This window comes from Lysobacter hankyongensis, from assembly GCF_039543145.1.
In the GTDB taxonomy this organism is placed as follows: domain Bacteria; phylum Pseudomonadota; class Gammaproteobacteria; order Xanthomonadales; family Xanthomonadaceae; genus Lysobacter_I; species Lysobacter_I hankyongensis.
Genome location: NZ_BAABJE010000002.1, coordinates 209116 through 221906, shown reverse-complemented (window position 1 = coordinate 221906; position 12791 = coordinate 209116). Strand labels below are relative to the sequence as shown.

General features: G+C 64.5%; 12 protein-coding genes. 3 read left to right on the top strand and 9 right to left on the bottom strand.

What is annotated here, in order from left to right; genetic code table 11:
• Positions 1–241: 241 nt before the first annotated feature.
• Entirely contained in the window at positions 242–580 is a 339-nt protein-coding gene (locus ABD974_RS04845; protein WP_345302165.1) for a P-II family nitrogen regulator, read from the bottom strand.
• Between the two features lie 146 nt (positions 581–726).
• Between ABD974_RS04845 and ubiK the strand changes: the two genes are divergently transcribed.
• Together ubiK and ABD974_RS04835 are read left to right on the top strand one after the other, a co-directional pair.
• Positions 727–1014, top strand: coding sequence for a ubiquinone biosynthesis accessory factor UbiK (ubiK, locus tag ABD974_RS04840; protein WP_345302164.1), 288 nt, complete (start codon positions 727–729; stop codon positions 1012–1014).
• An 11-nt stretch (positions 1015–1025) separates the two neighbouring features.
• Positions 1026–2540 carry a YifB family Mg chelatase-like AAA ATPase gene (locus ABD974_RS04835; RefSeq protein WP_345302163.1) on the top strand — a complete coding sequence of 505 codons (1515 nt, stop codon included), beginning with the start codon at positions 1026–1028 and terminating at the stop codon, positions 2538–2540.
• Between the two features lie 75 nt (positions 2541–2615).
• Here ABD974_RS04835 and ABD974_RS04830 read toward each other — a convergent pair whose 3' ends face one another.
• The 4 genes from ABD974_RS04830 to ABD974_RS04815 are packed head-to-tail and all read right to left on the bottom strand — an operon-like array spanning position 2616 to position 6564.
• Positions 2616–4205: a serine protease gene (locus ABD974_RS04830; RefSeq protein WP_345302162.1), complete on the bottom strand. Its 1590-nt coding sequence runs from the start codon at positions 4203–4205 to the stop codon at positions 2616–2618.
• Between the two features lie 4 nt (positions 4206–4209).
• On the bottom strand, positions 4210–5160 hold the full coding sequence (locus ABD974_RS04825) for a lipase family protein (RefSeq protein WP_345302161.1): 951 nt from the start codon (positions 5158–5160) through the stop codon (positions 4210–4212).
• A gap of 57 nt (positions 5161–5217) precedes the next feature.
• Positions 5218–5544, bottom strand: coding sequence for a hypothetical protein (locus ABD974_RS04820; RefSeq protein WP_345302160.1), 327 nt, complete (start codon positions 5542–5544; stop codon positions 5218–5220).
• 21 nt (positions 5545–5565) lie between these two features.
• Entirely contained in the window at positions 5566–6564 is a 999-nt protein-coding gene (locus ABD974_RS04815; protein WP_345302159.1) for a hypothetical protein, read from the bottom strand.
• Between the two features lie 496 nt (positions 6565–7060).
• Here ABD974_RS04815 and ABD974_RS04810 point away from each other — a divergent pair, with 496 nt between their 5' ends.
• Positions 7061–8470, top strand: a complete 1410-nt coding sequence (locus tag ABD974_RS04810) for an OmpA family protein (RefSeq protein WP_345302158.1) — start codon at positions 7061–7063, stop codon at positions 8468–8470.
• 117 nt (positions 8471–8587) lie between these two features.
• Here ABD974_RS04810 and ABD974_RS04805 read toward each other — a convergent pair whose 3' ends face one another.
• From ABD974_RS04805 to ABD974_RS04790, 4 genes are all read right to left on the bottom strand, one after another.
• The gene (locus ABD974_RS04805) at positions 8588–9913 is read right to left on the bottom strand and encodes an XVIPCD domain-containing protein (RefSeq protein ID WP_345302157.1); all 1326 of its coding nucleotides are present in this window, start codon (positions 9911–9913) and stop codon (positions 8588–8590) included.
• Positions 9910–10461 carry a hypothetical protein gene (locus tag ABD974_RS04800; RefSeq protein WP_345302156.1) on the bottom strand — a complete coding sequence of 184 codons (552 nt, stop codon included), beginning with the start codon at positions 10459–10461 and terminating at the stop codon, positions 9910–9912. Before ABD974_RS04800 ends, ABD974_RS04805 begins: the two co-directional genes overlap by 4 nt.
• Positions 10461–11900 carry an XVIPCD domain-containing protein gene (locus ABD974_RS04795; RefSeq protein ID WP_345302155.1) on the bottom strand — a complete coding sequence of 480 codons (1440 nt, stop codon included), beginning with the start codon at positions 11898–11900 and terminating at the stop codon, positions 10461–10463. The genes ABD974_RS04800 and ABD974_RS04795 overlap by 1 nt, the downstream gene beginning before the upstream one ends.
• A 281-nt stretch (positions 11901–12181) precedes the next feature.
• Positions 12182–12730 carry a hypothetical protein gene (locus tag ABD974_RS04790; protein ID WP_345302154.1) on the bottom strand — a complete coding sequence of 183 codons (549 nt, stop codon included), beginning with the start codon at positions 12728–12730 and terminating at the stop codon, positions 12182–12184.
• Positions 12731–12791: the final 61 nt, after the last annotated feature.

The following is a 12791-nucleotide window of genomic DNA, read 5'->3' as shown; positions in this document are numbered from 1 at the left end:
CGATGAGACATCCTTGTCTCATCGAAAAACGGCGCACATCCTGTGCGCCGCCCTACGGGTCTCCAATCACGGATGGACACGCCGCCGCTGTACAGCGCATCGGGACGATGACCTCAAATGGGATGAAATCCGAATAGAGCATGGCCGTGTCGATTCTTGATGCTGCCGCAGGATCCGGGCTTTATGGCCCACGGCGACCATCAGCGCAGGATCCAGATCGCCGCCCTACGACGAACAACGATCACAGCGCATCGCCATCCATCTCGCCCGTGCGGATGCGCACCACCTTGTCCAGATCCCAGACGAAGATCTTGCCGTCGCCGATCTTGCCGGTGCCGGCCGACTGCATGATCGCCTCGACCACGGCATCGACGCGGTCGTCGCTCACCGCCACTTCGAGCTTGATCTTCGGCAGGAAATCGACCACGTACTCGGCGCCGCGGTACAGCTCGGTGTGGCCCTTCTGGCGGCCGAACCCCTTCACCTCGGTCGCGGTGATGCCGGCCACGCCGGCTTCGGCCAGCGCCTCGCGCACGTCGTCGAGTTTGAACGGCTTGATGATGGCCATCACCATCTTCATGAGGCGGCTCCTGCGCGGTCGGGGACTGCGCAGAGCATAGCGCGGGGGTCGGAAGATTCCGACGCCGGGACGCGGGGTCTTCCGATGGCGGCGGCAAGTCTGGCGCGGGATGCTGGCGTCCACGCTACAATCGCCCGGACATGCCCATGATCGACCTCAGCCAGATCGACGACCTCGCCCGCCGCCTCAGCGGCCTGGTGCCCCCCGCGTTGCGCGAGGGCCGCGAGGAAATGCAGGAAAACTTCAAGTCCGCGCTGCAGGCCGGGCTCGCGAAGCTCGACCTGGTCACCCGCGAGGAATTCGACGTCCAGCGCGCGGTGCTCGCCCGCACCCGCGGCCAGCTCGACGAACTGCGCGCCCTGGTCGAACAGCTGGAAGCGCGGCTCGCGGAACAGGACAAGCACCGCAGCGACACCCCGCCGCCCCACGCCTGAGGGCCGCCGCCATGACTCTTGCCCTCGTGCACACCCGTGCACGCACCGGCGTGCGCGCGCCCGCCGTGAACGTCGAAGTCTTCCTCGCCGGCGGCCTGCCGCGGATGTCCATCGTCGGCCTGCCCGAAGCCGCGGTCCGCGAAGCCAAGGACCGGGTCCGCGCCGCGATCCAGTGCGCGCAGTACGACTTCCCGGCCCGCGTCATCACCGTCAACCTCGCGCCGGCCGACCTGCCGAAGGACGGCGGCCGTTTCGATCTGCCGATCGCGCTGGGCATCCTCGCCGCCAGCGGCCAGATCCCGCTCGACGCCCTGCGCGACTGCGAATTCCTCGGCGAACTCGGCCTGACCGGCGAACTGCGTCCGGTCGACGGCGTGCTGCCCGCGGCGCTGGCCGCCGCGGCGCAGGGGCGACGGCTGATCGTGCCGGCCGGCAACGGCGCGGAGGCCGCGCTGGTCGCGGGCGTCGAAGCCTTCACCGCGCGCACCCTGCTCGAAGTCTGCGGGCACCTGTGCGGCCAGAAAGCCCTGCCGGCCGCGATCGCCCCGGCCAGCGCCTACGACCACGGCCCCGACCTGCGCGATGTCCGCGGCCAGACCCGCGCGCGTCGGGCGCTGGAAATCGCCGCTGCCGGCAGCCATCACCTGCTGCTGGTCGGCCCGCCCGGCTGCGGCAAGACCCTGCTGGCCTCGCGCCTGCCCGGCGTGCTGCCCGAAGCGAGCGAAGCCGACGCGCTGGAAACCGCGGCCATCGCATCGATCAGCGGCCGCGGCCTCGATCCCACACGCTGGCGCAACCGCCCCTTCCGCAGCCCGCACCACACCGCCAGCGCGGTGGCGCTGGTCGGCGGCGGCGCCGAACCGCGACCGGGCGAGATCTCGCTCGCGCACAACGGCGTCCTGTTCCTCGATGAGCTGCCCGAATGGGACCGCCGCGCGCTGGAAGTCCTGCGCGAACCGCTGGAATCCGGCGTGGTCACCATCTCCCGCGCAGCGCGGCAGTGCGAATTCCCCGCGCGTTTCCAACTGGTCGCCGCGATGAACCCCTGTCCGTGTGGATGGGCAGGCGATCCCTCAGGCCGCTGTCGCTGTCATCCCGATGCGATCCAACGCTATCGCGCCAAGATCTCCGGCCCGCTGCTCGAACGCATCGACCTGCATCTCGAAGTCCCACGACTGCCACCGGCCGAATTGCGACCCGACGCGCCGCCGGGTGAATCCAGCGATGTCGTTCGCGCCCGCGTCGTACGTGCACGCGAAGTGCAACGACAACGCGCCGGACGCTGCAACGCGCATCTCGATCAATCGGAAACGAATGCGGTCTGCCGACTCGCGCCGGACGATCAGGCGATGCTCGAAAACGCGATCGATCTGCTGCAGCTCTCGGCGCGTTCGATGCACCGCATACTGCGCGTTGCGCGCACCATCGCCGATCTCGCCGGCAGCGCCGACATTCTTGGACCGCATGTGGCGGAGGCGATCGGGCATCGGCGTGGGGAGCGCGCGGTGGCGTCACGAGCGACATGAGTGCATCGGGCGATCTTCGACCCACAAGCGCAAGTCAGGAAAGGCCGCCGCGCCCACCTGTATTTGCCACGCACCTCAAACCGCACCGATTGCGGCGATGATCGAAGTCAGACTGATCCCTTCATTCGCATCATAGGTGCCAGGCTTCCCATTCAATCTTTTGATCGCCTTGCCTCCGGCATGATGCAATGCGATCGCTCTCCAGTCATTGCTTCGAAACACCGGACTGCCGGAGCTGCCCGGTTCGGTTGGCGTTCGATAGTGCAGTCGTTGAGGCCCTGCGCCCGCCACCTGCTCGATATCGAGGATTTCGTTGTCATGGACGGAGAACTGCAAGCCTCGCCCCCCCGGATGACCAATCACGAAAACCCTTCTCGACTGCCCGCCGGCGTTCTGATCCAGCACCGGAAGATTCCTTGCAATTGCAATAGGTTGTATGCCGTCCAGAGGCTTGTTCAAGCGGAGTATCGCGCAATCGTACGCCATGGGTTCGCTTTCATATGCAATCTCGCTCACTTGATATCGCACCTTTTCCTCCATGGCCGAAAATGCGATCTCGATTTCATCGGGAGGCAGGCCCTTGTCCCTGCCTTCCTTGTTGCAGACGTGGAAATTCGTCACGACGAGCTTCTGGCCTCGCCAACGATCATGGATGCTCTCCCCATGGACCACGAAGCCCGTTCCAATCACTGCACCGTTGCTGGCGATGATCGATCCGACCGCACCCGCAGCATCGAGGCCCTTTCTCCACCACTCGATGGTTACCGGGCCTTCATCCCCCAGGATTGCTTCGAACTGAGGCTCGGAACCCGATAGTTGCTGCTTGTAGTCGAGAACGCTGGAGCCGGACAGTGGGAATTCCGCGCCAGGCAACTGAGCATGGAATGCGCAAATCACGGACAGCAAGCCCTGCCGCGCTTCGTCCTTCTCGCCGAGTCTCCAGATCTGCTCCAGTTGTCGACGCAGGCTGCCGACCTGGAAGGAGGTCAGGTCGTCATGGCGCAGGAATTCCTTGATGTACGTCTGAGCGGAGTCCACATCGTCGAGCGCCAGAGATGCCTCGGCCTTCGTCGCGAGTGCCCATGGATCGAGAGGACGGCCGTCATGACTGGCGTCGACCGTGCCCATGATCTTTTTTGCCAATGCGGCCAGATCGACGCCCTTGGCGGAAGCGACACCATCCTCTTCGGCGCGCTTTTGCAGGGCGAGCCAGTTGATCCCATGCCAGTAGTGCCTGGGATCCTCTTCGTAAGTCGTTCGATAAGCCCTGATCGATTTCTTCAAAAGATCGATGGCCAATGGATCCGCAGGCTCATGGTTCTCGACGAACATCTGCTTGTAGGCACGCCCCCTCAACCCCCGCAGCTCGAAGGATTCCCTGTCGCTTCTCGAGGTCCTCGGCAGTATTTCCCTGATGACAGCCAATGCCGCGGCAGGCTTTCCGGTCTCAATCAGCGCCTGCGACTGTCGCCTGCGCAACTCCGGCACCTGTGGGTCGAAACGGGCGACACGATCCGTGATCTGTTCCAACAACGAAAACTCTCGCTCGGCCTGCAAGCCGCGTATCAGGACCTTGGTATCCTCCCAGCGCGGGTTTCGACTCGATTTCGAGATTATCTTCTGCGCCTCGATGCGGATCTCGGATTGATCTTCATTCGTCGACACGACGTCAAGCCTCCCGCCCAAGCAAGGAACGCAGGGCGTTCTGCAATTCTTTTTGACGAAGGTACTTGACGATCGAGTGTCGCCAGGCGCCATCGTTGGTCACAGAGATGTCCTCGATCCTGATTTTTCCTTCCTGCTTGAAATCATTCGCGAATCTCGGGTCGCCGCCGCATACCACATCCAGCGTGTCGTAGACGTTGATCCAGCGGCCGCTTCCAATCTTCTCGAAGGGATAGCCGTTGTCCCGACTCCATTCCGGCTTGTTGCAATCCTGCACTTCGTCGATGCCCAAGGGGCTGCCGATCGTCATCAGCCCATCGATTCCCGGGCAGTCGACGATACGCTTGAGTGCGTCGTAGGCGATCATCGTTCCCATGCTGTGGGCGACCACGATGTGAGGTCTCGATCGGGGAATGCTCAGCTCGGCGATGGTCCGCCGCCGGATCTCATCCCGCACCTTCCACGTCGTTCCCGCTCTTGGCGAATGCTCGATATTGAAATAGAAGGCGTGGGCATCCCGCAGCAACGCTTTCATGATCCTCTTCTTCAGGAACCACGGCAGTGGAATGCGCTCCAGCCCAACCGCAGCGGCACCGCTGCTGTTCGCTGCCTGTTCCGCTTCCCACTGCGCCTCGCTGGCGTTGGTGAACCTGTAGAACATCGCTTCGATGAACCGCGCTTCCGCCTCCGTGCGCGACCCCACTGGCGGCAACTCGCCTTCCCCACCGGCGTCGACCTGTTCCGCCGTACTTTCCAGGGTGGACTCATAGTCCGCTTCGTTTTCGTCGGGCTTTTCGTACAGCACGTCTGCCCAGTACAGCATTGAACTGTTGACGCCTTCATTGCCCAGATGGAGGCCGTTCCCCCCATCTTCGAGCGCACGCAACCAGATACGATGCAACGAATCGGCAGCGGGCTTGTTGGCAAGGCCATGAATGAACGTGATATGCGGCATTTCTGACTCCTTTCACATGCAGTTGATGAGATCTACCGCGACAATGCACCGCGGCATTCATTCGTTTGTCCATGCGCGGATCGCGCATTGATTCGAAACACTGTCACGCACCAGCCGGTGATAGAGATCAATTCGACCACCTTCTACTGAAGTTGCGCGGATCGCGCATTGATTCGAAACACTGTCACGCACCAGCCGGTGATAGAGATCAATTCGACCACCTTCTACTGAAGTTCGGCAGATCCACGTGCCCGCAAGCAAGTTCAAGTCGGTGGATTTCAATCTTGATCGCGCCATTTCGATCATTGACCGGTAAAAGCAAATGGATTCCACTCCATAAACGAAGGCAGCGCGCGGCGTGCCGGGGCGATGACGGCCGGCCATCGCCGCCCCAGACTTGCCCGATCACGCATCCAGCGTTTGTGAGACGAGTCCATGCAGCTCCTCCGGCAGATCCCGGAAGCTGGAACCATAGTCATTTCGACGATACACATGAACCTTCCATCGCGCTTGCGAGACGAGCGCTTCGAGTTCGACAGAAGCATGGTCGTCGGCACTGACGATGGCGAGCGTCTTGCCGAGCAGGTCCGGATTGGCCATGAGGAATTCGATCTCCCAAGTCACGCCTTCCGAAAGCGCTCCATGTTTGTCAGCCTCGAAATCTGCCGCGATGAACAGGGCGCGCTGCCCCAGCGCCATCACATCCTCTTTCCAGTCCTCATCGCTGCTCAGTATCGGCAGAAAATTCAGGGTAGGCCTGGCGTCTCTTTCCGGATCCCAAAGCGCATACATATCGACTCGATTGCCAAGCATCGACTTCAAACCGAAAGCAGCGGGCTGGACATGGACATCGCCCATCTGACCCTCCGGCCCTGTTTGGGTGTATATCGTGCGTCGATCTCCGGTGACGCTTCGAAGATACAAGGCAAACCGACGCAGGCCCAGACCTCCATTCGCCAGTGAAACGGCTCCACCAAGCGCCTTCCGCAAATTCGATGCATATCGGCTCTTTGGCCAGAGGTAGAAGTAGCAGCAAAGCGGCCACAACAGGAATCCGACGAATTTCCAGAAATCCGCCCAGTTCGGCGGTGAAGCCTTTGTGTTGAAGTGGCTCTGGCACGAAACCATGAGGAACACGCAGACGCCACAAATGGGAGCGAACAAGGTCGCCGCCGAGAGCGCGCCCATTATTTCGACAGGCAGATCGATCTTCGGAATCTTGCGCGACGGTCGGTGCCGCTGAAGTTGCGCTGCGAGTGCATTTGCCGTGAATGCGGTGTAGCAGTACCTGCACACCAACAGAGCAAGCAGCCCGAGGAGGATCGACCCCACGATCGCAAGCACCGCATCGATGTCGCTCCCGGACTCCGCCATGGCCTCGACCTCCGAGGTTTCAAAACGCATGGTCTGACATACAGGAAGTCAAAACTCCTTGCGGGGAGTGTGCCGATTGGGCAGCCGGCGCGCAATCGCTGGTTTGGGCGCAGATCGGATCTTCGCACGCAGGAATCCCAAATCGCGGGACCGGCCCGTCTGCACGCCATGCACTGTCCAGGCGCTCGCCCGGAGAGGCGCTGCCACCTCCTTGTTCGCACCGGACGATGAGGCGATGCCCGAAACGGGTCGATCCGCTGCGGATCCCGACGCGCTCCGTGCATCGCCTTTTCGCGTCTTCGCCGGTCCAGCCTCCGGTACCGTCATTCCTGGGCGCATGTCCGCGGAGGCGAGCAGGTATCGGCGTGAGAGCAGGCCGTGTCGACGCGGGTGGCGGAAACACACGCATGGAAGTTCCTCAAGAGACCACTCTGATCCTGAGGCATCCTCTCCGGACAACGCCCCCCATGACTTTCGCCCCGCCCATCCTTCATGCTGGTCGTACCTACCGGAACGGGGCGGCGCCGTGGCCGATGTGTTCGTAAGCTACAAGAAGGAAGACCGTGAACTCGCGCAGCGCGTGGTCGAGGCGATCGAAACGGAAGGCTTTACCGTCTGGTGGGACGACGACATCACGCCTCGCGAGAGCTGGGACTTGTTGATCGAGCGTGAAGCGGACGCGGCAAAGGCGCTGGTCGTGCTGTGGACGCCGAAATCGGTCGCCTCTGAATGGGTTCGGGCAGAGGCCAAGCGCGGCAGGGATCTTTCCAAGCTGATCCCTTTCATGATGCAGCCCTGTCAGCTGCCGCTGGCCTTCTCGATGATCCAGGCGGCGGATCTTTCCGACTGGAATGGCGACATGACCGATGCGCGCTGGCGCAAGGCGATGGACTGGATCGCCGATCAATGCGGGCAGGCAAGACCGATTGCGCCGGCAAAGCCGGCGTTTCCGCGGGGCACATTCTGGCTGCCGGCAACCGTGGGTGTGACGGCTGCGGCTTTGGGGTGGGCTGCCTACACCTTCTGGCCGAAGGAGACCGACACCGCGCGTTCGCCTGCGACCCCAGTCCTGGACGCATCGCGACCGGCAACAGATTCCCCAGCCGTCGAGCCGCCGCTGCCAACCGGCCCGCTGGGTGAGGCCGAACGCGCGCGCCGCGCCTTCCTCGACGCACCGTCGAATCCCGCCTGCGAGGGCGAGGCCGCCCTGTATTTCGACTTCGAGGCGGTGGGCATCGACGAAGCGACGATCGGCGCATCGCTCGATCCGCTGCTCGAGCGACTGGATGAATGCGAGGTCTCCGCGGTTCTGGTCGAGGGTCACGCCGACGCCGCCGAGCGGAATCGAGGCTTCGATCTCGCCTCGGCCCGCTCCGGCACGGTCGCTTCCCTGCTGGTGGGGTCGGGGCTTCCGAAGGCCGCCATCGCCTCGGCCAGCTTCGGCTCCGAACGGCAAGCCGTGAAGGCGGGAGATGACATTCGTCTCGCCAAGAACCGCCGCGTCGTCGTGCGCGTGCGCGGCCTTCCGAGAAAGGAGGTGACCGCGGCGGCTTACAAGGCACTGGGCCTCTTGGACCCCGCAGACCGCTCTCAGCCCTTCTCGAAAATCCTGTTCGGATTCGACCGATCACGCCTGGAGGGACCCGAGGCGGTCGCCATTCTGGACACGTGGGGCGAGATCATGGCCGAGAACTCCGACATCGTCGTCGTGGTCACCGGCAGCAGCGGCACGGACGGCGCGGGCAGGGAATATGCCTTCAGGCTCGGCGAACGGCGGGCGCAGTCAGTCGCGGACTACCTGGTGTCGATCGGCGTCGAGGCTTCTCGCATCGAAACCCTCGCGCTCGGACCGGACCAGAATCCGCTGCCGGGCACGGACGTCGTCTCTCGCATGGCGAATCGAAATGTGTCTCTCGACAAGCGCCGAATGCCCTGAATGCCGTTACACGGGGCGGCTCGGGCAACGTGGGTGCACAGCTGTCGCTGTCTCCAAAGACCACTCTGACCCTGAGGTATCGCTCAGGCATCAAGACTCTGCCCCCTGTTTTTGCCATCAGGCCATCGCCCGTGCGGGCGTGTAGGTCGTCGATTGCTGTTGCGCATCGATCGCCTGCTGATTCAGCGCGCTCTCCGCTCGCGCAAGACTCTGCTCGACCGGCGTGCGCACCGCTTCGGCCGTTTTCACGCCGACGACGTCGTTCGGCCGCTCGGGCGAGCCGGTGTACGCGAACACGTATTCGCCCGCCTCGGCCTGCGTGCCCTTCCGGCCAAGCACCACGCCGTCGGCGGGCACGGTGAGGCCCGCCGTACGCCACTCCGCGGTGAGCGACGCGGCGACACGTTCGCTGGCCTCGTCGGGCGTGCGCCCGATCGAACGATCCATCGCATGCACATGCGTGCGCATCGAATCCAGAACCGGGTCCGACGGCGCGCCCCGGAGTTCCGTGCGCCGCTCGGGCGTACCCTGTTCGCGTTCGCGCGCGGCCGCTTCGACGGCAGCCCGCATCGCTTCGTCGGCGGTGCCGGTCGCCGGGAGGCCACGGTCTGTCTGGAACTGCTTCAGCGCGTGCTCGGTGCCGGGACCGAAATCGTTGTCGACCACCAGCGGTTCGCCACGCCGATTGGTGTACCCGAGCGCGTTCAGCTGGCTCTGCAGCACGCCGACCGCATCGCCCTTGTCGCCGGGCGCGAGGATGCCGTCCGCAAGCGGGTCGACCGGCCCGACGGGCTGGCCTTCATGGTCGCGGACATTGGTGACGACGGCCGCGGGACCCACGATGTTCTCGCTCGGCGCGGGCCGCTGATCGGTCGTGATCGCGCCTGAATCGAGATCCTGCAGGTAGCGGTCCAACTGCCCGAGATAGCGCGTGTTGATGTCGATGTGGACGTGCGTGGGATACGCCGTGTCGCTGACGACGCCGTCCTTCGAGCCGCGGCCCGACTGCGTGCCCATCGTCTCTCCGTACTCGATGCGATCGCCCGCCTGGCGATGCTCGAAAGACGTCGGGTCCATGTGCCGCACCTGCGCGATCATCTCGCGGTTCGGGTCGTCGGGCGGACCGCTCCAGATCTGCATCGTGCCCGTCCGCGGATCCAGCCCGTCGATGTAGCCGGCGGCCGGTGCGGGCACATCCACATCGCGCGAGTCGCCGACACGAAGCACGAAGTCCTTGGACACGAAGTAATCGCCGGATGCCGTCTGCTGCGGGCCCGTCTTGTCGGGCCGCCACAGCATCTCTTCGGGCTGCCCGTTCACGTCGGCATAGATCCGTCCGCGCTCCGCCAGCGCTTTGCCGGGATGGTGGTGCTCGAGATCGGCGTAGCGTCCGACGTCCTCGCGACCCTGCGGGGTGCTTTCGTATACCTCGTAACGGCTCATCGTTCGATCTCCTGCGGCGTTCGCGCCACCGACGTCAGTCGCCAGCAATCCGAGACACGCTCGAAAATGTAGATCGTCGGCTGCACGGCATCGGGAATGAATTCGTACACATCATGGGGTCCGGTATCGTCGAGCAGCCTGCCGTTGCGGCCGGGCTGCAGCGTCACGACGAAACCGCGCCCGGACGACTCGACGCGCCAGCGCACCGGGCGCTGTTCGGCGGGGCTTCGATCCGGCTCCAGATACACCCAGTCGTAGTCCATCGTTCCGAGGCGGTAGCCGTCGAAATCGGGCGCCGCCGCGCGCTCCGCGGGGCTCACCGTGTCGGCGAGGGAGGCCGGCATGCGACCGCGTCGCACCTCGGGGACCTCCGCCCACTCGAGCAGAATCTCGCGAGGATCCGTCATGCGGCACATCGCCGGCGCATCGGCAGCGGGCGGCAAGACGTGGGCCTGAGGCGGCGGCTTCGGGGACGCGGGCGCATTGGCGCAGCCGGCGAGAAGGCCTGCCGACACCAGCCACACGACAAGGGCAGGTCGCATCGCCATCAGGCCATCGCCCGCGCGGGCGTGTAGGTCGTCGATTGCTGTTGCGCATCGATCGCCTGCTGATTCAGCACGCTCTCCGCTCGCGCAAGACTCTGCTCGACCGGCGTGCGCACCGCTTCGGCCGTTTTCACGCCGACGACATCGTTCGGCCGCTCGGCCGAGCCGGTGTACGCGAACACGTATTCGCCCGCCGCGGCCTGCGTGCCCTTCCGGCCAAGCACCACGCCGTCGGCGGGCGCGGCGAGGCCCGCCGCACGCCACTCCGCGGTGAGCGACGCGGCGACACGTTCGCTGGCCTCGTCGGGCGTGCGTCCGATCGAACGATCCATCGCATGCACGTGCATGCGCATCGAATCCAGGACCGGATCCGACAACCGACCGAACTGCGTGCCCGGCGCATCCAGCGAAGCCCGGAGGGTGTCGGCCTGCATGCGCCCGACATCGAGCCGCAGTGCGTCGCGCGTCGCCTGATCGGCGATACCGGTGTCGGGCAGATCGTCCCGCGTCTGCTGATAGGCCAATACCGTATCCCGGGTGCGATCGCGGAAATTGCCCGTCTCCGGCAACCGCTCGGCCTCGCTGCCGGTCAGATTCATCCAATGATTGAGCTCGGCCTGCAATGCCTTGACGGCCTGCCCGCGCTCACCGTGCTCGAGCACACCGTCCGATTCCGGCGGGGCCGTGTGCTCGATGGCATCGCCTGCGACCACCTCTCCGTTGCGGATGGCTTCGATGGTTTCGGGCGTGAGGTATTCGGACCAGGCCTCGTGCCGCGCACGTCGATCGTCTTCACCGTTGTTGCCGCCGTTGATCGCGAGCATGGACGCTTCGATGTCGGTGCGCGCATCCTCGGGCACCCGCGCCTCCCAGTATCCGATCGCCACCGCCGCGAGATTTTCGGGGGCGGAGGCGAGATCGGGATCGTTTTCGAGGTCCAGCCCGGTGTGCTCGCCGATTTCCCGATAGGTATCGCGGCCGGTCAGCTGGATGTAGCCGCGGCCCCGATAGTCGTAGCCATCATTTTCGTTGTCGTTGCCCATCCGGTCGCCGTACATCATCCGGGCCAGCGTTTCGGGACTGCCATCCAGCGCTTCGAGGCGGGCCGCTTCGAGCTCTTCGTCGGTGTACCGATCGTGCGCCGATTGGACGGGGATCTGATCGATTCCCTGGGTATAGCGAAAGCTCTCCTCCGTCCGCCTCAGGTTTCCCGACTCGTGGCAGACGTTGGCCATGAAGGCCGACAGTTCCTCGGGGCTGTCGATGCCGGAATCGATGGCCGCCTTGAGCAGATCGAGCTGGGCCTGGTTGGGCATGGGGAGTTCCTTCAGTGAAACGTCGAGGTCGGGAGTCCTTTCGGCAAGCGCCCTGCAAAGCGATGGAGCCCGGGATCGAAGGGCGCGCGATCCACATGCTTCGACATCGGCAAACGCCGGGGGCAAACGACTGCGTCATGAAAGCGCCGGGATGAATCCCCATCCCTGAACGAACCGCCCGAGTCTGCGTCGCCCGCGCGCAGCATATGGCATGGCGGCGACAGGCCTGTCAACAACGCACGGCGATCCCGCGACAAGAGCGCGATGCCTCCGGACGCCCGGGCACGATCGCGGAGCGGCTCACCTGCGCCCGAGGTTCCGCTATCGGCGTGGAACGCATCCCTGAACGCGATGGATGGGATCTCCGGCGTCTGCGACGCGGGTGACGCGATGCCTGGGTTCGATGATCAGCGGATCTCGAGGGCGTAGGACTCGTCCGATTCCTCGACGACCGCGATGACGGCATCGGGATCGTGGATGGTGACGGTCTCCGTGGTGATCCCGTTGATCACGGCGTAGATGCTGTAGATGTCGCCGATCTGCAGCGTCCGCATCGTGAAATCGTTGGCGATCACCACCGACTGCAGAGGCATCCCGTTCGCGGAGACCTGGAAGGTCACCGGGCCGATGGTCGTCTTCTGGAACTGCAGTTGCCGGGGATCGCTCGACGGCATCGCCACGAGTTCGAATGCATAGGTCCCCTGCGCTTGATGCTGCACGATCCGCGCGAGAAAGCCCATCGCACCGGTGAAGGCGATGGGCGCCGACGTGTAGGTATTGCCTTCGAGGACCGTGGTCGCCACGACCGTGTAGGTCTGCGCGGTCGGAACCTGCTGTACGGCGCCGGGCGCGAGACCCGGCAGTCGCGCGATCGTCATGTCGCCTCGCCTCACGACGAACATGGCGATGTATGGGGTTTCGTTCTGCAGGGTCAGGCGGCGGGTCGAATCGTCCATGCGGGCATGCATACGGGTTGGGCTCCGGAAGGGAAAGGGCGACGCCGCCGGCGCGCGCGCC

What these genes read in the sequence shown, in the direction of transcription:
- ABD974_RS04845 (WP_345302165.1), bottom strand. Translation starts at nt 580, where the DNA reads ATGAAGATGGTGATGGCCATCATCAAGCCGTTCAAACTCGACGACGTG.
- ubiK (WP_345302164.1), top strand. Translation starts at nt 727, where the DNA reads ATGATCGACCTCAGCCAGATCGACGACCTCGCCCGCCGCCTCAGCGGC.
- ABD974_RS04835 (WP_345302163.1), top strand. Translation starts at nt 1,026, where the DNA reads ATGACTCTTGCCCTCGTGCACACCCGTGCACGCACCGGCGTGCGCGCG.
- ABD974_RS04825 (WP_345302161.1), bottom strand. Translation starts at nt 5,160, where the DNA reads ATGCCGCATATCACGTTCATTCATGGCCTTGCCAACAAGCCCGCTGCC.
- ABD974_RS04820 (WP_345302160.1), bottom strand. Translation starts at nt 5,544, where the DNA reads ATGGCCGGCCGTCATCGCCCCGGCACGCCGCGCGCTGCCTTCGTTTAT.
- ABD974_RS04815 (WP_345302159.1), bottom strand. Translation starts at nt 6,564, where the DNA reads ATGCGTTTTGAAACCTCGGAGGTCGAGGCCATGGCGGAGTCCGGGAGC.
- ABD974_RS04805 (WP_345302157.1), bottom strand. Translation starts at nt 9,913, where the DNA reads ATGAGCCGTTACGAGGTATACGAAAGCACCCCGCAGGGTCGCGAGGAC.
- ABD974_RS04800 (WP_345302156.1), bottom strand. Translation starts at nt 10,461, where the DNA reads ATGGCGATGCGACCTGCCCTTGTCGTGTGGCTGGTGTCGGCAGGCCTT.
- ABD974_RS04790 (WP_345302154.1), bottom strand. Translation starts at nt 12,730, where the DNA reads ATGGACGATTCGACCCGCCGCCTGACCCTGCAGAACGAAACCCCATAC.